We start from the raw sequence: 20,187 nt of genomic DNA on the forward strand, positions 1-20,187 counted from the left end.
TATGAAACCCGCAATTACTATTGTTGGCATGGCTTGTCAGTACCCCGATGCTCGTTCTCCGGCAGAGCTATGGGAAAATGTCTTGGCTGGGCGTCGCGCCTTCCGACGCATACCCTCCGATCGCTTACGCTTGGAAGATTATTTCTCTAGCGATCACAACACGCCAGATGCTACCTACGCTACCCAAGCCGCCCTGATAGAAGGCTATGAATTTGATCGGGTGGGTTTTCGGGTGGCAGGCAGCACCTACCGTTGTGCTGATTTAGTCCACTGGCTAGCATTGGATGTAGCAACTCAAGCACTCGCTGATGCTGGATTTCCCCAAGGTCAAGGTTTACCGCGTCAAACCACCGGAGTAGTACTGGGAAACACGCTCACAGGTGAATTTTCCCGCACCAATTTGTTGCGTCTGCGCTGGCCCTATGTACATCGTGTGGTGGAAGCTGCCTTGGTTAATCAGAACTGGCCACATCAGCAGCGCCAGGAATTTTTGCAAGCCCTGGAAACGCAGTACAAAGCCCCCTTCCCGCCAGTGGGTGAAGAAACCCTGGCAGGTAATCTATCGAACACCATTGCCGGGCGGATCTGCAATTACTACGACCTCAAAGGCGGCGGCTATACGGTGGATGGAGCTTGTAGTGCTTCACTGCTCGCCGTTGCTACTGCCTGCTCAGCCCTGGTAAATGGCGATTTAGACGTGGCGCTGGTAGGTGGAGTGGATGTGAGTATCGACCCATTTGAGATCATCGGGTTTGCGAAAGCGGGCGCTCTGGCAACGGAGGAAATGCGCGTCTACGATGCCCGTTCTGCTGGTTTCATTCCTGGCGAAGGCTGTGGTTTTGCCGTACTCATGCGCGATCAAGACGCAGTGGACCAACATCGCCGCATCTACTCGCTGATTCGTGGTTGGGGTATTTCATCGGATGGCAACGGGGGAATGACTCGCCCCGAAGTCGAGGGTCAGCTTTTAGCAGTACAGCGCGCTTATACCCGTGCTGGGTTTGGGATTGACACAGTTGCTTATTTTGAGGGACATGGTACAGGAACGACAGTGGGAGATGCCACCGAACTGCAAGTCCTCTCCCGTGCCCGTCGGGAAGTTGGTGAGCATACTCCACCTGCGGCGATCGGCTCGATCAAGGCCAATATCGGTCATACCAAGGCAGCAGCAGGGATTGCCGGACTGATCAAAGCTACCTTGGCAATTCATAACCAGGTGTTGCCACCTACCACAGGTTGTGAGCAGCCCCATCCGGAACTCACAGGCGAGCATCCTGCTTTACGACGGTTAACAACTGGCGAACTGTGGTCATTGGATGCCCCACTTCGGGCGGGTGTGAGTGCAATGGGCTTTGGCGGAATTAACACCCATATTGTTTTGGAAGGTGTGGCAAGCGATCGCCGACAAAACCTCAGCCCTCAAGAGCGCGTTTTGTTATCATCTGCCCAAGATGCAGAGTTGTTGTTACTTGGTGCAGAGGATACTACCCAGTTGCAGCAGCAAGTAGAACGCTTACTCAGCTTTGCTGCCAAACTTTCTCGCTCCGAACTCACGGATCTGGCCGCGCAACTCGCCCATAACTTAGGTAATTCACGCTATCGTGCGGCAATTTTAGCTATAAATGCTTTGCAGCTAGAAGCTAGTTTAAAAACCTTGCATTCCTGGCTAGACAACGGTGTAACCACTCGGTTAGATGCTGATGCCGGGATATTTTTAGGTATAGGAACGCACAAACCCAGTATCGGCTTTCTCTTCCCCGGACAAGGCTCACCGATCTACCTGAATGGGGGAGCTTGGGAGCGTCGGTTTGCATCGGTGCGATCGCTCTACGAACAAGCAAATTTGCCGCAAGACAGCTGTAACCTTTCTACACTTGTCGCACAACCTGCGATCGTTACTGCTTCAATGGCTGCGCTGCCCATCCTAGAGACGCTGGGAGTGAAGGCGAACATGGCGATCGGACACAGCCTGGGCGAACTAACGGCGCTGCACTGGGCTGGCGCGTTTGATCAAGCAACGCTACTGCGGATTGCCACAGTACGCGGACGGGCGATGGCAACTTTAGGTAGTTCAACGGGCGCAATGGCAAGTATCCAGGCAGCACCACCTCTAGTTGAGGAGTTAATCCTGGATACTGGCCCAGCTAATTGGCATAGTAAAGCTTATGCAACCAATACCATCACCCATCCGACCGCGATCGCAGGGTTTAACTCGCCGCGTCAGACAGTTATTTCTGGAGAAGCGACGGCAGTAGCAGCGATTGTCGCTAAAGCTCAAGCCTTGGGACTGAAAGTAGTTCAACTGCCCGTTTCCCATGCATTCCACTCTCCCCTAGTAGCGGCAGCTGCCCAACCTTTAGCAAATCATTTAGTAGATGAGGAAATTCACTCGTTACAACGGTTGGTAGTTTCAACGGTAACGGGTTCGCCGCTTGCATATGATGCAGATCTGCGAGAACTCCTCTACCGCCAGGTCACTTCTCCTGTCCGGTTTATGGAGGCAGTTAGCAACGCTGTGGCAGATGTCGATCTCTGGCTCGAAGTTGGACCGGGTCGAGTCTTGAGTGGACTGGTGAGTGAATTGGTTGACACTCTAGTTATACCCCTCGATGTCAGTAGTAATTCACTCAAAGGCTTATTGCAAGCCGTTGCAGCTGCCTTTGTTCTAGGAACACCAATTCACCACAAAGCGCTATTTGCGGATCGATTTACGCGATCGCTTTCTCTGGATTGGCAACCGAAGTTTTTTGCCAATCCCTGTGAGTTAGCACCGCTACCTGAATCCGTAACAGAGCATATAAGCACGGAAAACGAGGCAAGTCATCCTGAACCAATAGAAGCTACAGATCGCATCTCCACCAACTCAGAACTTTCTGCCTGCGATCTAGTCCGCCAACTTGTAGCTGAACGCGCTGAACTGCCTCTATGTGCCGTGAACAACGATAGTCGCCTCTTGAGTGACCTACATTTGAATTCGATTACAGTGGGGCAGCTAGTCGCTCAAGCCGCGCGGTGTCTTGGCTTGTCACCACCCGTTGCCCTCACAAACTACGCAGATGCAACAGTAAGTGAAATTGTCCAAGCATTGGCAGAACTGGCTCAAACCGGAAAATCGGTATCGACTGATAACGACAAATACCCGCCATCCGGGATTGATGCTTGGATACGCCCTTTTACTGTTGAGCTAGTCGAGCGTACCCTACCCCATCGTCACTTCTCACCAAATGCAGTTGGAACCTGGCAAATTATTGCACCACCAGAGCATCCTTTGGCAAATTCCTTACAGGAAGCATTCAATCTATGTGAAGGTAATGGTGTGGTTGTGTGTTTGCCACCACAGCCGGATGTTTCTCACATCCATCTTTTGCTGACAGGCGCTCGGATTGTATTAGCAAAAACCCCTACACAGTTTGTGCTTGTGCAGCATGACAACAGTGGCGGAGGCTTTGCCCGCACACTTCATTTAGAGGCATCGAATCTGACTACGTGTGTGGTCAACGTGCCGATAAATCATCCCCAGGCGGCAAAATGGGTACTGGCAGAAGCAAAAGCAGCGATCGCTTATTCTGAGGCGCATTATGATGATTTGGGAAGAAGACACGAGCTAATGCTCAAAGTTTTACCCCAGTTAGAAACATCTACTGAACTTCCCCTGAAATCAGATGATGTGTTGCTAGTTACGGGTGGTGGTAAAGGAATTACCGCCGAATGTGCCTTTTCCTTAGCCAAAGATACGGGAGTGCGTTTGGTGTTGTTGGGGCGATCGCAGCCAGATCAAGATCCTGAACTTTTGACCAATCTCGACCGTATGACGGCGGCGGGCATTGAATTTCGCTACATTGCCACCGATATTACTGATGCAGTTGCAGTTCGATCAGCCATTCAAACAGCAGAAGCAGCATTCGGTTCCATCTCCGCGATTTTACACGGTGCTGCCCGCAATGTGCCGCAACGGTTGAGTAACTTGGATCAACCCGATTTTCTCCAAACCCTTGCTCCCAAGGTTCAGGGTTTGGAGAATGTGCTGGCCGCAGTCAATCCAGACCATTTGCGACTGTTGATAGCCTTCGGTTCAATTATTGCCCGCACAGGCTTACCCGGTGAAGCGGACTATGCCCTAGCAAATGAATGGCTAGTACGTCTAGTTGAACGCTGGCAGGCAGATCATCCTGATTGTCGCTGCCTGACTATCGAGTGGTCAATCTGGTCTGAGGTGGGAATGGGTTCGCGTTTGGGCAGTATAAATACTCTCTTGCGGCAGGGAATTACGCCGATCTCGACAGATCGAGGCATTGCCATGCTATATCACCTACTGACTCAGCCATTCTCTAGCAATTCAACGATCGTGACTGGGCGTTGCGGTGGACTCCCGACACTTCAGCTAGAGCAACCAGACCTGCCATTACGGCGTTTTCTAGAACAGCCACAAATCTATTATCCTGGTGTAGAACTTGTAGCTGATGCCACCCTATCCACAGCAACCGACCTTTATCTGAATGATCATCAGTTTCAGGGTGAACGAGTGTTTCCCGCCGTCTTGGGACTAGAGGCAATGGCACAGGTAGCTATGGCATTGGCAAGAACAGAGCAACCACCGATGTTTGAGCAGGTAAAGTTTGATCGCCCCGTTGTTGTTAGCGAATCCACACCTTTGAAAATTCGGATTGTTGCTTTAATGTATAAGCCGGGACACATAGAAGTAGCACTCAGAAGTGAGCAGACTGCATTTGGAGTCGATCACTTCCGAGCCACCTGTTGGATGGGTAAACAGGAATCAGAGATTGGTCAACTATCCACCCATGCGCCGAAATGGGCATCTGTCGCCGACTTTGTGACGCTGAATCCAAACCGGGATCTTTATGGTCGCCTCCTCTTCCATCAAGGGCGATTTCAGCGATTGTCTCGTTATCGGCAACTGAGAGCGAAAGAGTGTCTGGCTGAAATTGCACCAGATCAAGGCAGTCATTGGTTTAGCTCTTATTTGCCTGCACATTTAGTTTTGGGCGATCCCGCTGCACGAGATGCAGCCGTTCATGCTTTGCAAGCCTGCATTCCCCAGGCAACGCTTTTGCCGATCGCAGTCGAGCGATTGGAATTGAGTAGTCTACCCAGTACAGAGCCACAATTTGTCTATGCCAAAGAGCGATCGCATGACGGGGACACTTTCATTTACGACCTAGAAATTTTCGATCGCTCAGGTCAAATTCTAGAACGCTGGCAGGGATTACAGATCAAAGTGATTCACTCAACAGAATTAGAAAATCCTTGGGTCGAATCACTGCTAGGCCCCTATCTGGAACGGCGAATTCAGCAACTGGTTCCGCTAGCTGATATCACCGTTATAGTTGATTGCGATCCTGCTGTAGAAAGACGAGTACGCAGCGATCGCGCCATTCAACAAGCTATTGGCTCAAAATTACCAATCTGGCGGCGATCGGACGGCAAGCCAGAAGTATTAGGTGGTCAGCAAGTCTCTGTGTCCCATACCGAAGCTTTAACCATAGCCGTCGCTGGACAAGGTGCAATTGGCTGTGATGTTGAACCCGTAGTTCCTCGTCCTGTCTCCGTCTGGCAAGACCTGCTGGGCACAGAGAGATTCAAACTAGCACAAATCATTCATCAGGAGTGGGGAGAAGACCAGAATACTGGTGCTACTCGGATTTGGACGGCAATTGAATGTCTCAAGAAAGCTGGTGCGATCTCAACTGCCCCCCTCATACTCGTTAATTCAAGGCTTGGTAACGATCAAGTTTTGCTGGAATCAGGAAACTTGCAGATTTTTACCTTTGGCATATCCGTGCAGACCTCTGCCCACAAACTAGTTTTTGCCGTACTTCTCAACAAACAATAACAGGACTTATACCAATTCTCTGTAAACTTGCACTGAACAAAATCGTATTCTCTTTTTTTCTTTCTTTCTTTGAGTTCTTTGTGTCCTACCCTGCCTTAAGCCGTGATCGCGTCTATGTGGTTCGTTTTTTCTTTATCGAACCACATAGAACGCAAAGGACACGAAGTAATAAGACTTTCTGAGAGGAATGGCACTAAGAAAAAGTGAAATCCTTGCCTGGACTGGGTGTTGGGGGTAGGGTGCAGGGTGTAGGGAAGAATAAAGAGTTTCTAGAAATCAGTGCCAACATAAATAAATCTTCAACTCACTACACCCGACACCCGACACCCCACACCCAAAAGCCTTATAGGTAATGGGTTTGCCGTTATCTTAGTGCCATTCCTTTCTGAGAGTTCTTGCATAAGTCCGAAATAATTCGCAGCTAAACCTAACAAAGGATACTTGCCATGACAAATACCAGAAGTTTGCCCAGAAACTCCACATCAGCAATTTTTCAATCTCTGATCCATACCCTAAACGGACGTTGGCATCGACGAGCTATGCAGATTTTTATGCTTGTTATCCTTGCTCATTTGCTTGAACACTTGTTGCAGGGATTTCAGCTTTGGGTACTGCACTGGCCCAGGCCCCAATGTCTAGGCGCATTAGGACTATTCTATCCCTGGTTAGTGCAATCGGAGTGGTTGCACTACGGTCATGCTCTGTTTATGCTCCTGGGTTTGGTATTGTTGCGTCCAGCCATCACCATTAGACAGGCACTTTTCTGGTGGAACGTTGCCTTTATCATCCAATTCTGGCATCACATTGAACACGCCTTATTACTAGGTCAGTCACTAATCCACAACAACCTATATGAATTTGCTGTGCCAGTTAGTATTGCACAGATCATCTCCCAATACTTTAGCGATCGCCCTTTTACTGGACAACCTTGGCTACCTAGAATCGAACTGCATCTTTTCTACAACCTGATCGTGCTGATACCGATGCTGATCGCCCTACGCTACCATCGTTTTCCGCCAGATGGTGATGTTGAAGTCGGTTAATCGCCAACATAGGGTACAAAAAACTTAATCTTAAAGGAAAGCGATGAAAGCATATGAATATCTGCACATTGTCAGCTTTGAAGAAACTAACCTCGTCGGTAATGTGTACTACGTAAATCACCTGAAATGGCAAGGGCGTTGTCGTGAGATGTTTCTGAGAGATCATGCCCCTACAGTTTTGAAAGAGTTATCTCAAGGTCTTGCCTTAGCAACTGTTCAAGTGTCTTGTGAGTATTTTGCCGAACTTTCTGCCTTCGATACCATCGCCATTCGTATGCGCCTGAAGGAACTTACCCAAAATCGAGTTACTATGCTCTTTGAATACTGGAGGCTTACGAGTAGTCACGAAGAATTGATCGCTCGTGGTGAGCAACAAGTAGCCTGCATGAAACGAGAAGGAGAGCGAATGCTGCCAACAGCTGTGCCAGCTGCACTAAGGGAAGCTTTGCAGCCTTATGTTGAAACCAAGGTACTTAATTGAGTAAACAGCGATCGCAAAAATTTCAAATGTCGTTGCAAGTATAGGGAGATTCATATGCTAGTGGAGCATTTGTCATCTGCTACCAACTGCCGAGAAAGTACCGCATTGTTACGATGTCAGGCAACTGAACGAGTCATCCTAGCCATGCATAAACGATTAGATGAAACACTTTCCCTACAGGACATGGCAGAAATTGCCGCCCTTAGTCCTTATCATTTCAATCGTATATTTCGTCAGGTTACAGGCATCCCACCTTCCCAATTTCTCTATACACTGCGCCTGGAAGCTGCTAAAAGACTCCTCCTGACTACTCAACTGAGTGTGACTGAAATCTGTTACGAGGTGGGCTATAACAGTTTGGGTACTTTTATCACTCGTTTTACCCAACTGGTGGGTTTATCACCCGGTCAGCTACGGAAGTTGTCAGTAGAACTCATACCCTACGTTCACAACTTGTCTGAAGATGCCTGTCAAATCAACCCCATTGTTCCCTCAACCTTGGGATTGACTGGCCAAGTTAAGGCTCCAGATGACCACGTAGGACTGATCGCCATTGGTTTTTTTTCAACACCAATTCCTCAAGGGCAACCGATCGCTTGTACCCTTTTAACCGCACCTGGCCATTTCCAGGTTTCTTTACCCGATGGGTTTTATTATCCATTCGCTGCGGCTTTTCCCAGGTCAGAGAATCCAATTACTGCTTGGTTGAACAATGCAATACTACAGGGAATGGCGAGTCCCATTCTTGTGCGTGGCGGTCAGGTGAGTGGTAATGCAGATATCACCCTGCATTCCGCCCAACTCACTCATCCACCTCTTTTACTAGCCTTACCGTTCTTGCTTGCTCAGTATGGGGCAAGTCAATCGGGAACGTTGCCTAAAAAACTTCGAGCCAAGCAGAATAAGCAATTTCAAAGAAGCAGCTACTCTACCTGTTAGTAATATCATAAGCGTGAAAACCAATGATGGGATTGCAAACTGGTAATTGTTTTCCTGCTCAGTCGTACCTCAAGAACAGTGCATTTCCAAAATCTATCCACTTGTGATGCCACTAATACAAGTAGTCTCATGGTCAGGGCGGAAGTAGGATATGTAACTCACTTCAATAGGAGAAAAGCAACCAATGGCAATTGACCTTTGTAATAAATCAAATCTACAGCAAGCATCTCCACCAACAGAAAAGAAGCAACCTGGAAATGGGCTAAATGATGTTCCGGTTGTGCTTCATACTCCTGAACAGCGCAAAGTTCTTGAAGTTGCTTACCAATCAACACTCAACTATACAGAACCTCGCTACATCGTTGGTGATCCAGCAGCTTGGGCAAGTGATTTTGGCTATGCCCTCGATCGCATAGCCATGCGGCTTGACTCACGTCCTAATCAGGAGTTGCAACGACAAGCACTTAGCCATCCCGATCCTGTGATGCGAGAACAGGCATTGTATGAGTATGTCGATCGCAATGAAACTGATGCAATTGAATTACTCTGTCAGGTAGTTGAACACGATGCTGATCGTGAGGTGCGCTGGGATGCACTTTGGGCAATTGAAAAACTAGGTGGTATTCAATCGATTCAAGCACTGCAAAAGTTCTCTCAGGATGCCGATCCAGAAATTGCAGAATGGGCAAAATTGTTTATCTCAGAATTGCAAACTGGCGATCCAGCCTTCGACAATCGCCACTGTCGCTACACGCCCGCACGAACCTTTGATGAAACGATTTTCCTATTGATTCACTGCGATTTGTATATTCGACTGGATGCCACAAATCAACGGTGGGGCAAGTTGTCCCTGGCACCCCAAGGTCTGGCAAGGGTCTACGGACAGGCTCATGCTTGTCCAAATGTCGAAACCCGTGAACGACAGTTAGTCATTGCTAAGGCTATTTCTGGACTACACGCCGATGGCAGTTTACACATCGATAACTACCTATTCCGGGGCTTTACAGAAAGAACCCGTCCTGATCGGGGCAATTTCTACTTTGAGTCGCAAGTGCAGCGACCCTTTTACCTGTCTGGTCGGGCAGATGATGCATCCCAGGGTGTACGGGATGCTCTGATTGGGTTTGCACGACAAGGCTGCTGGTATTTAGACAACCGCTTCCAGATTCGGGGTGCAGACGCGATTCGCTATGTGCGCGGACGCTTCCAAGGTTGGGGTTACACCAATCTGCAACAGTTGGCGGGCAAATCGTTAGAAGACATTCTCCGACCGGGAAATGGCATTCTCTCAACATTACACGATCCTGTTACAGGTCCACTCACCAATGTGTTTATCTCTGGCACGTTCAAAGGCAAGCTGAACGATTGGGATGAGGATGGTTACATAGACCTGAATTCACGCAATGTTTACTCCACAACGGAAGGTGAACTAGATAGCGATATGGATGGCATTCCAGATCAGCCTGGTGTGTCCTGCTGTAGTGGAAGCAGTTGATCTGAAGTATTCAACTACAGATTTTCTGCAACAATCACTTACACAGGGAGAAATTACTTTGACTACAATCTTTGAGCCGTCCGCATCGGTTGCTCAAGCCCCCCAATTCAACATGGATATGGCAAAGGCTTCAGCATTCATGAATCGAGTCATGGCAGACCTGAGTGGTACATTGGTGAGCATTCTGTGTAGCCTGGGAGATCGCTTAGGTCTATTCAAAGCTTTAGCAGCGTATGGGCCTGTGACTTGTGCCGAGTTTGCTGGTCGGGCGGGAATTAATGAACGTTATGCGCGCGAGTGGCTGAGTGCGCTTGCCTGTGCTGGCTATTTGGAATATGACCCATCGACTCAACGTTTCGCCCTGCCTCTCGAACACGCCTTGGTTCTAGCCCAAGAACGAGGCATGATGTTTATGGGTGGTGCATATCAACAAATACCGGGACTTATGGCTGTTCTGGATCAAGTTGCCCAAGCATTTCGTCACGGTGGAGGCATACCCCAGTCGTCCTACAACCGGGATTTGCGCCAAGGCATGGAGCGTATGAGTGCGACTTGGTTCGAGAATTTGCTGGTACAGCAGTGGCTACCGACGGTTCCCGATGTGTTATCCAAACTCGATCGCGGTATTCAGGTTGCAGACATTGGCTGTGGCGGGGGGTGGGCGCTGATCAAACTCGCTCAAGCGTTTCCCAATTCTCGTTACGTTGGCTATGATGGCTTTGCTTTGGCGATTGATGTGGCAACAGCCAATGCAAATTCTGCTGGTATGAGCGATCACGTGCGGTTTGAGCAACGGAACGTCATGGCTGGGCTGCCAGATCAGTATGATCTGATCACAACTTTTGATTCGGTTCACGATTTTGCCAACCCACTTCAGGGATTGCAAGCAATTCGGCAATCCCTGCGGCCTGATGGAACTTATTTGCTACTAGAAATGAACTGTGCGGACAAGCTGGAAGAGAACTTTGGCCCCGCAGGCACGATTTTGTATAGTACCAGTGTGCTTTACAACACGCCCGTTTCTCTCGCTGATGGCGGTGCTGGGTTGGGTACGATGGGGCTACCAGAGTCTAAAATTCGCCAACTTTGCACGGAGGCAGGTTTTAGCAGCATTCGGCGATTACCAATTGAAAATCCATTTAACATCCTGTATGAGGTAAAACCCTAATCAAATCTCCGTGAGCGCAATTCATCCTGGCTCAACTAGCCTGATTCCCGGCCCATCTCCTTTACCTGTGCTGGGTGGATATGGTAATTTGCTGCCATTCATGCGCGATCCGATCGCGCAAATGCACAGTTTACACCAGCGTTATGGAGAAATTGTTGGGCTGGCAGCAGGTACACCTCAGATTGTGTTTGTTTTTTCGCCTGAGTACAACCAGTTGGTACTTGGTAATACCAGTCTGTTTTACGCGCGCGATGCCAAATCCTTGCCCATCAAAGTTCCTGAAAATAGCCCTCTCTCACGTCTGTTTGCAGGGCTACATCAAATGAATGGTGTCAAGCACGAACAGCAACGGCGATTAATTATGCCCGCTTTCCATCCCCAGCGAATAGCCAGCTATCGGGATGACATTGTTGTTTTGGTTGAGCAGACATTGAGCAATTGGCAAATTGGGCGATCACTCAATCTTTGCGATGAACTGCGGCAACTCATGCTCAAGATTGCCATCAAAACTCGGCTAGGACTCGATCCAGCACAGGAAGGCGCGGAAATTGGCTACCTGCTAGAATCCTGGATGAATCTGGTTTTTTCCATCCCGGCACTGCTACTGCCATTTAATATTCCAGGTCTACCTTACTACCGTCTGTTAGTTACTTCTGAGCGTTTGGAGCGTGAAATTCAAGCAATCATCCACCACAAGCGAACCAGTCAAACAGATCAAGGAGATGCGCTGTCCATGCTCATGCAAGCGCATGACGAAAACGGCACGCAGTTAACGGATGACGAATTAATTGGACAAACTGCCGCTTTATTTGTCGCTGGGCACGACATTACTACTAGAGTGCTGACCTGGACATTGTTTCTGCTTTCTCAGCATCCTGGTGTCATGGCTGATCTGCTAGATGAATTGGCAGGCAAGCTGCACGGCCATGCACCTACAGTAGAGCAGTTGAGCCAATTGCAGCTACTGGAGTGGGTGATTAAAGAAAGTATGCGCTTGTTGCCTCCGGTGCTTTGGTGGAGCCGGATCAGCACTGCGCCTTGTCAACTGGGACTGTATGCAATTCCTCAAGGAGCCGCTATAATTGTCAGCCACTATATTACTCACCGTCTCCCAGATGTCTACCCTCAGCCCAACAAGTTTCTTCCACAACGCTGGCAAAACATTAATCCTGGGCCTTACGAATACATCCCCTTTTCTGCTGGCCCGCGGATGTGTCCAGGAACTGCATCTGCCATGCTGGAGATGAAGCTAGTGTTATCAATGCTTTTACAGCGATATCATTTGACCTTACCTGCCAAAACCAGGATTGATCGCAGTGGATTAATGTTGTCAGCACCAAAGCAAGGATTGCCGATGATTGTAGAACTGCAACGTCGCCAGTTCCGCAAGAATGAAGTATGTGGCAACATCCTCTCTCTGGTTGACTTAGGGTAAAGGATTAACAGAGCAATCACGGGAAAATCCTACAACCAAGCTCCTTCTTCCTCTGTTCCCCATTTTCAAGACAAAGCAATCTGGAAGAAGATGCGATGTCAATTTAGTGAAAACATCATTTCATTGTGCAGAGAAATTCAAACTTCATTAGCTACGCCGAAGAAGGTTACTTTATGATCCTCGAAGAAGCCAACAAAACCGTTGCAGAGATAAACAAACAAATCATCCGTCGTTATGTAGAAACTTGGAATCGAGGTGATTTGAAAGAATTAACTGAATTCTGGTCGCCTAACTTAATTCATCACACACGCACCAATGCTCACGGCTACCAAGACACTCAAAGAATTGTTGGTGCGATCATGGCTGCTTTCCCCGATATGCAGTTTCAAATTGACGATATTCTGGCGGAAGGAGACAAAGTTGTGACGCGTATGACTTGGCGTGGTACGCACTCTGGTACTTACATGGGAGCGCCGCCAACTGAAAAACAAGTCACCTGCACTGTACTTGGGGTTGCTCGTTTGGCTGATGGGAAAATTGTGGAACATTGGGGTGTGACAGATGAACTGTACATGATGCAACAAATGGGATTACTGCCAGAAGAATTGCTGAGTGCAATGGCGTGATTCGACAGGATGCTGATATGAGCAGTGTGAATGGTGAAAAAAGCAAACGAGCCATGATCATTGGTGCAGGCCCTGGTGGACTAACAGCAGCGATCGCGCTTTCTCAGGCTGGCTTCGAGCCAGTAATTTATGAGCAAGCAAACGAAATGCGCGAAATCGGCTCTGGATTGACTCTTTGGCCTAATGCTATGTGTGCGCTAGAGCAATTAGGGCTGGCTGAAGCAGTACAGGCAGTCAGTCTGCCATTCTCTGGCATTGCCATGCGTTCCTGGCGTGGCGAGTTGTTGTTTGATGTAGTGCATCAGCCAGAGGAAAATTTTGGTGTATATGGTGTTGCCATTCACCGGGCAGAATTACTTAATGTGCTGTTAGGGGCGCTCAACCGCACAGCAATTACCTTTGGCACTCGCTGCATAAGTTATCACCAGGATGATCAGCAGGTGAGTGCTATTTTTGATCGCGGCTTAGAAGTCAGTGGAGATATTTTAATTGGTGCAGATGGAATTAAATCGGTAATCCGGGCGCAATTGTTTAAGGCGACACCATTACAATATGCAGGATATACCGTGTGGCGAGGTGTCACCCAATTCAAACTTGGAAACCTGATTGGGTTAACATCTTTGGGACGAGGCGCACAATTTGGGCTGTTTCCTATGACTCAAGATCGAGTATATTGGTTTGCCTGTGCCAACGCACTCGCAGGCGATCTCGATTGGGATGTGGGGCGTAAACAGGAACTTCTAGAACGATTTAGAGATTGGCATGAACCAATCGCAGCAGTGATTGCAGCAACCGATGAATCCGCAATTCTTCGCAATGACATCTACGACCTAGATCCTTTGGAGCAATGGAGTGACAAACGGGTGGTGCTGTTGGGCGATGCTGCCCATCCAGCTACACCAAATCTGGGTCAAGGTGTCTGTCAGGCGATCGAAGATGCCGTAGTCTTAAAGAACTGTTTACAAGCAGTTCCTGAGATTGCCTTGGCTTTGAAAGCCTATGAATCTCGACGAATTCCCCGCACGAGTGAGATTGTGATGCAATCAAGGCGGATGGGCCAAATGGGACAATGGAACAATCCCATTTTGTGTTGGTTGCGAAATCAACTGATCAAACGCACACCGGAACTCGTGAGATTTCAGCAGTTGAGCAAAATATTTTCTTTCTAGTCAGTCCCTCATGAGAAAAACCCACAGCCAAGCATGAAAAAGGAATTGGATAAAATCTCTTGCCAATATTACTGGTGTTGTACATATTTTATTTGGTACTTATGATTTACTTAAGTAGGTGGGTGGAATTAATTATAAGATAGAAAAACTGCTAATTAGCTTGTTATGCCTGCCCCTTTACGCATTATTCTGACCCCAGAGGAAGACCGAACCTTAAATGAACTGCGACTTGCTCAGCGCCTTCCTCAAAGAACCCGTGACCGAGCCCATATGTTGCGCCTGAACGCTCAGGGATGGAATGTACCAGCGATTGCAAAGATGTTCGAGTGCCATGCTCATACGGTCAGAGCGACCCTACGGCGATGGGAAAAAGGAGGATTAGGGGGACTGTGGGAAGCCCCAGGACGGGGAGCAAAACCAAAGTGGCAAGCAGGAGACCTGGACTACTTGACGGAGTGTTTGGAGCAAGAGCCCCGAACTTACAATAGTGTGCAATTAGCTCAGAAATTGAAACAAGAGCGCTTAGTGGATTTAAGTAGCGACCGATTGAGAAGATTGCTCAAAAAAAAACTATCGCTGGAAACGAACCAGAAACAGCAATCGTTGCAAACAAGACCCAGTAAAAAAGGCACTTAAGTGTAACGACCTGCAATACTAATCGCTCAAACCTGCAATCAAGACATTTTCAAACCAGGATTAACTGCAACTATAATCACGCTTCAGCCAGGATTAATTGCAACTGAACCAGGATTAAATGCAACCAACCTGCAATCAGGAGTTTGAACCAGGATTATTTGCAACTAACCGAAAGTCCAGTCAAACTGTAGTTTGACGGTTTTCTCAAAAAACGCCCTAATTTACAAACACGCATTATTTAAATTTCAGCCAGGATTATCTGCAACTATAAAGGTAAAGAAAACGGTCGTTTTTTTAACCGTTATTACCACCCAGATTGCAAATCAGAAACGGAATCAAGTTTAGTAACGAAACTCGGTAATTATATCAAAGGCAACATACGCTGTTAAGTAACGAGTATATGTACTTGTTGAGGTTCAAAGTATGTTGATAGGCTATGCCCGAATTTCAACAGATGACCAAAATCTGAACCTGCAAATGGATGCTTTGCAGCTTGCTGGTTGCGAGAAAATTTACTCCGACCGTATAAGCGGTGCAAAAGCAGTAAGACCTGGACTAACTCTTGCATTGGAGGTAGCACGAACTGGTGATGTTTTGGTGGTATGGCGGCTCGACCGCTTGGGAAGGTCGCTCAAAGACCTATTGAAACGATGGAAACTTTAGGCCAGCGAGGAATTGGGCTTTCTAGTTTACAAGAATCCATTACTACCACAAACAACAGTGGTAGGTTGATTTTCCATTTATTTGGCGCATTGGCGGAATTTGAACGCAACCTAATCCGCGAACGCACAACTGCTGGACTAATCGCAGCGCGTAAGCGCGGTCACAGGGGAGGAAGACCAAAAGCCCTTGACCCAGCTAAACGTCAATTAGCAGTAAAGCTTTATACCGAAAAACAACACACCATTATTGAAATATGTAAGTTGATGGGAATTTCCAAACCAACGCTCTACAACTACATTGCAGAGATAAATACCTAACATGGTACATAAGCAAATCCCGACAGAGGCGCTCATCAATTTACGCCACCGCCTCGACGGTTTGCCTAGTCGTTGCCAAGAGCGTCGAATTCTCATTGAAGAAACAGCCGCACTGTATGGAGTGTCAACTGATACGTTATATCGGGCGTTGCGTAATTCATCACGTCCAAAATCTATAAACCGCTCAGATAGCGGGACACCCAGAAAGCTTTCACTCTCAGAAATGGAACGTTACTGCGAGGTCATCGCGGCGATGAAAATCCGTACCAGTAACAAAAAAGGGCGACATGTCTCTACAGTACGGGCAATTGAACTGTTGGAAGAATTTGGGATGGAGACACCTGATGGTTTTGTCCAACCGCCTAAAGGCGCATTGACTCTTATGTACTGTCAATTATTATTTGAAAACCTGGGGGTACGACACTGAACGTATGACTAGGCAACCGCCTGCGGTACGTTTTCAAGCAGAATACAGCAACGAATGTTGGCATTTCGACCTCAGCCCATCGGATCTCAAACACGTAAAACAGCCATCATGGGTGGAACCGGGTAAGGGTAATCCACTACTGATGCTGTACAGCATTGTTGATGACCGTAGTGGCGTATGTTATCAGGAATATCACTGTGTTTATGGGGAGGATGTTGAAGCTGCATTACGTTTCTTATTTAATGCGATGACGGTGAAAACAACTGACGGATTTCCCTTTCATGGGATTCCAGAAATGATTTACACCGACAACGGACCAATTGCTAAAAGCCATGTATTTCAAAATGTGATGGATTGCTTGAGAATCAAGCTGGTTACGCACATGCCTGCGGGTAAGGATGGTCGCAGGGTAACAGCTCGCTCCAAGGGCAAAGTGGAAAGACCTTTTCGGACGGTCAAAGAAGCCCACGAGACTCTGTATCACTTTCATGAACCGGAAAGCGACGTTGAAGCTAACTTGTGGTTACGCCAATATTTGTTGCATTACAACGACAAACCACACCGCATAGAACCACATTCGCGGATAGAAGATTGGTTGCGAAATATACCCAAGTCTGGGTTACGTTCAATGTGTAGTTGGGAGCGATTCTGTAACTTTGCCCGCGAACCACAACGTAGAAAGGTTGGTTCAGATGCCAGAGTATCAATTGAGGGCGTAGCTTACGAGGTAGAGCCAGACTTGGCTGGTGAAACCGTCGTCCTTTGGTGGGGTTTATTTGACAACGAGCTATACGTTGAGTTTAGCGATCGCCGCTACGGGCCATTTTACCCAGTTGATGGGCCCATCCCACTACATCGCTATCGCAAACACAAGAAAACTAAAACCGAAGAACGGGCAGATAAAATTGCCGATTTAGCTAAAAAGTTGGGCTTGCCACGGACAGCTTTAGACAAAAACGCGGATCTACAATTTCTGGTGGATAAGTACAAGGAACTTACGCCAACCATCACACCTTTTAATGACCCCGACCCATACCAAGAATTTACTTATCCCACTGTACTGTTTGCTAAAAGGGCGATTTCCGATTATCTGGCTAAACCTGCTGAAATTAAATTGCTGTTTCGCGGACAACTCGATCCAGCGCGATCGCGTGAATTACAGGAACAAATGCTAGCGGCTGGGTTGCCGCTTTGAGTGGATTAAAAACGCAAGAAAAATGGAAGTATTTATAGTTGCAAATAATCCTGGTTCAAACTCCTGATTGCAGGTTGGTTGCATTTAATCCTGGTTCAGTTGCAATTAATCCTGGCTGAAGCGTAATTATAGTTGCAGTTAATCCTGGTTTGAAAATGTCTTGATTGCAGGTTTGAGCGATTAGTATTGCAGGTCGTTACAACTAATAGAGGTATTACAAGATTGGAAACTCAATTGGGTCAACACTTGGAGCGAATCGACCCAAAGCGCAAATATGGCAGATTGTGCATCTACTTGGTCAGTGCGAGTATTAGATATGTCTGGTTTGCTGACCAATCAATCCATAAGTGCATAGAGATTCAAGAACTTAAAAAAGAGCAAGAAACACAAAAACAAAGAGTAGCAGCAAATCTAGACATAATTGAGCTGCTCTAATACTTAATTAGTACGTTATACCAAAGAAAAATCCGAAGATAGCACCTAATAATGCACATATCTGTATGACTTTTGTTGGCTCTATGTATTTATTCGTGTATTTATATACCCCAGAATCTGGGCTGACAAAAGATAAAAATGTATACAGCAAGAAATAAAATATTGTGGGAGTCAGACCTCCTAGAAGAAATCCGTAAACAGCCCAAGCCAATCCAAAAAAAACAGATGTCATTATTTCTGTCTGTATTACTCAGAGTACTTATACTTATTTACCATAAAAAGAAGCAAGAATAGGCTCAATGGCTGAATCATGGGATGATTTCGCCCAGCGAATAGTCTCGTGCTGGCATTAATGACTGGACGCAGCTATTCCCAACACAACACGGTGGTTTACAAAATTGATGATCAATATCGGGGAATGCCCCATCGCCGCTGTATTTTGATGAATCGCACAGATGCAGAAAAAATTGGGTTAGCCGAACACGATCGCGTCACAGTACAGGGCGATGCCGACAAACTAGAGAACGTGGAAGTGATTTATGGTGCTGTACGAGAAGGGGCAGCGTTGATGTTTTATCCGGAAGTGAATGTCATTTTTAAAGCCAGAACCGAAACCCGCTCCGGTACGCCTGCTTACAAACGGGTGTCGGTGCTAGTGTATGGAAAATAGCGATCGCTACATTGATCTGCTTGGAGATCCAGTATTAAGTTTGTAATCTGCTCATACTCTTGTCGTACTACAACTATAGGCAACCGATTTAATCGGCTCTCTAATACCAAAGGAACTTCATCTGGAAATTGAGTAATTTGTGATAACCACCAGGTATCATCTGTAATCCGAGAGTGTATATCTTGTCTGCCATCATTATTTGAAATGTGAATTTCTAACAGTCTTTCTAATGTCAGTACCAACCATTTATGATCTTGTATGAATTCTTATCGTCCATAATTTAATTTTGTCTTATGTCTTCCTTAGAAATTGGCGTATTGTCAGCAATCGCATCAGGTAATTGAGTTTCTAATAAACGTAGAGGTTGGTATAAATAGAAGCCTACTGTGGTCAACATAGTCAGTATTCCCATAAGAATAAATAATAGGGCAATGCCGTGTCCTTTCCCTACACCAATAATCTGTCCAAGGTTTCCGGCTAATAACCCTCCCGGAACAAGTAAAGGTTCAAAGACTCGATCAGCTAAGGGGCCTGCTACAAAACTAGCAAGCGGTAGAGATCCCCAAGTCAGCATACGTCGCAAAGCAAAAACTCGTCCCTGGACAGCAAGCTCCACTTTGCTTTGCCAAATAGCTTGATCGCAACTGTTGACAATGGGGAAGCCGAAGAAGTAGGTAAACGCAGCTGCAAAGAAAACTGGTGCTGCTGGTTTGATTCCAGCCATGATAATAGATAACCCACCCAACAGGGTAAAGCCCAGTACAGCATGAATACGTCGCCGTGAACCACCCCAAAAGCTCATAACACAACTGCCAAGGAGCATACCACTGCCACCAATTGAGAGTACGGTGCCTAAGACAGTAGCGGAAGCAAAAGATAAAACTAAGGGTGTAATCAGTACGTTAACAGTTCCTACCAAAAAATTTTTTATAGCAAAAAATATTAATAATGCCAGTAGTCCCGGTCGAGTAGTGATGTATGTCCAGCCATCCACCACCTCCCGTAGCAGGGATTTGTTTTTCTCTACATCTGCGATCGTAGTTTTGATTTTCGGGAATCGAACGAACATCTGCGTGGCGATCGCAAAAACAAAGGTCACACTATCTAGTAATATGACACCTTGAAGATTGATTGAGACTACTAGTATTCCTGCTAAGGCTGGTGCAATCAACCGTGATACTGCTTCTGCAAACTGTACCATTCCATTAGCACGCCCTAAGTGCTGTTTAGGAACGAGTAATGTGGTTACAGCAGCATAAGCAGTCCACTGGAAGGCACTGAACATTGAACTGATGGCAACAATAAGGTAAATTTGCCAAACTTGGAGTTTACCCAGCCACAGCAACAGGGCAATTATCAGACTACCTAAACCTGCTCCAGCATCACTAAAAATCATCAGCCAGCGTCGATCCCATCTGTCTACTAAAACGCCGGCTAGTGGTGCTATTAAAAGACCTGGTAGTAGTGAGAATAAAGAAATGAGTGCATACTGTGTAACTGACCCAGTTCTTTGATAAACCCAAACTCCTAGTGCAAAGCCTGTGAGACTCGAACCCAGCAGTGAGACTAGTTGTCCAAGCCAAATGAAAGTAAAAACTCTCATGCTTTGGGCTACAGTATATTGCGGCATTTAATTC

The 20,187-nt window shown here is 47.0% G+C and carries 12 protein-coding genes and 3 pseudogenes; 13 read left to right on the forward strand and 2 right to left on the reverse strand.

The genetic code is table 11. From position 1 onward, the window contains the following. Position 1 precedes the first annotated feature (1 nt). The 13 genes and pseudogenes from HG267_RS25420 to HG267_RS25475 form a co-directional block, all read left to right on the forward strand. On the forward strand, positions 2-5,851 hold the full coding sequence (locus HG267_RS25420; RefSeq protein ID WP_052335080.1) for a type I polyketide synthase: 5,850 nt from the start codon (positions 2-4) through the stop codon (positions 5,849-5,851). Between the two features lie 446 nt (positions 5,852-6,297). Next, a complete protein-coding gene (locus HG267_RS25425; RefSeq protein WP_045868543.1) occupies positions 6,298-6,894 on the forward strand; it encodes a hypothetical protein in 597 nt (198 codons plus the stop codon). A 43-nt stretch (positions 6,895-6,937) separates the two neighbouring features. Beyond that, a complete protein-coding gene (locus HG267_RS25430; RefSeq protein WP_045868544.1) occupies positions 6,938-7,375 on the forward strand; it encodes an acyl-CoA thioesterase in 438 nt (145 codons plus the stop codon). Between the two features lie 54 nt (positions 7,376-7,429). Further along, the gene (locus tag HG267_RS25435) at positions 7,430-8,314 is read left to right on the forward strand and encodes a helix-turn-helix domain-containing protein (protein WP_081583909.1); all 885 of its coding nucleotides are present in this window, start codon (positions 7,430-7,432) and stop codon (positions 8,312-8,314) included. 184 nt (positions 8,315-8,498) lie between these two features. Next, positions 8,499-9,809 carry a HEAT repeat domain-containing protein gene (locus HG267_RS25440; protein ID WP_045868545.1) on the forward strand — a complete coding sequence of 437 codons (1,311 nt, stop codon included), beginning with the start codon at positions 8,499-8,501 and terminating at the stop codon, positions 9,807-9,809. Then, positions 9,760-10,977 (forward strand): class I SAM-dependent methyltransferase, encoded by a 1,218-nt coding sequence (locus tag HG267_RS25445; protein ID WP_081583910.1) that lies wholly within the window; start codon positions 9,760-9,762, stop codon positions 10,975-10,977. The genes HG267_RS25440 and HG267_RS25445 overlap by 50 nt, the downstream gene beginning before the upstream one ends. 10 nt (positions 10,978-10,987) lie before the next feature. Continuing rightward, positions 10,988-12,412 (forward strand): cytochrome P450, encoded by a 1,425-nt coding sequence (locus HG267_RS25450; RefSeq protein ID WP_063749812.1) that lies wholly within the window; start codon positions 10,988-10,990, stop codon positions 12,410-12,412. Between the two features lie 173 nt (positions 12,413-12,585). Further along, positions 12,586-13,038, forward strand: a complete 453-nt coding sequence (locus tag HG267_RS25455) for an ester cyclase (RefSeq protein ID WP_045868547.1) — start codon at positions 12,586-12,588, stop codon at positions 13,036-13,038. After that, positions 13,035-14,207 carry an FAD-dependent monooxygenase gene (locus HG267_RS25460; RefSeq protein WP_052335083.1) on the forward strand — a complete coding sequence of 391 codons (1,173 nt, stop codon included), beginning with the start codon at positions 13,035-13,037 and terminating at the stop codon, positions 14,205-14,207. Before HG267_RS25455 ends, HG267_RS25460 begins: the two co-directional genes overlap by 4 nt. Positions 14,208-14,372: 165 nt before the next feature. After that, on the forward strand, positions 14,373-14,843 hold the full coding sequence (locus tag HG267_RS41985; RefSeq protein ID WP_045868548.1) for a helix-turn-helix domain-containing protein: 471 nt from the start codon (positions 14,373-14,375) through the stop codon (positions 14,841-14,843). 423 nt (positions 14,844-15,266) lie between these two features. Next, positions 15,267-15,823, forward strand: a pseudogene (locus HG267_RS25465) (recombinase family protein). 16 nt (positions 15,824-15,839) lie between these two features. Continuing rightward, positions 15,840-17,334: pseudogene (locus tag HG267_RS25470) on the forward strand (IS481 family transposase); the annotation flags it as partial. A gap of 883 nt (positions 17,335-18,217) precedes the next feature. Continuing rightward, positions 18,218-18,550 (forward strand): annotated as a pseudogene (locus HG267_RS25475) (molybdopterin dinucleotide binding domain-containing protein); the annotation flags it as partial. On the opposite strand, the gene HG267_RS25480 reads toward HG267_RS25475, so the two are convergent. Both HG267_RS25480 and HG267_RS25485 read right to left on the reverse strand, forming a co-directional pair. After that, on the reverse strand, positions 18,514-18,792 hold the full coding sequence (locus tag HG267_RS25480) for a hypothetical protein (RefSeq protein WP_096621861.1): 279 nt from the start codon (positions 18,790-18,792) through the stop codon (positions 18,514-18,516). The pseudogene HG267_RS25475 and the gene HG267_RS25480 overlap by 37 nt on opposite strands. A 38-nt stretch (positions 18,793-18,830) precedes the next feature. Then, positions 18,831-20,180 (reverse strand): MFS transporter, encoded by a 1,350-nt coding sequence (locus HG267_RS25485; protein WP_045868553.1) that lies wholly within the window; start codon positions 20,178-20,180, stop codon positions 18,831-18,833. Positions 20,181-20,187 lie beyond the last annotated feature (7 nt).

It is taken from the genome of Tolypothrix sp. PCC 7601 (assembly GCF_025677855.1).
GTDB classification, from domain to species: domain Bacteria; phylum Cyanobacteriota; class Cyanobacteriia; order Cyanobacteriales; family Nostocaceae; genus Aulosira; species Aulosira diplosiphon.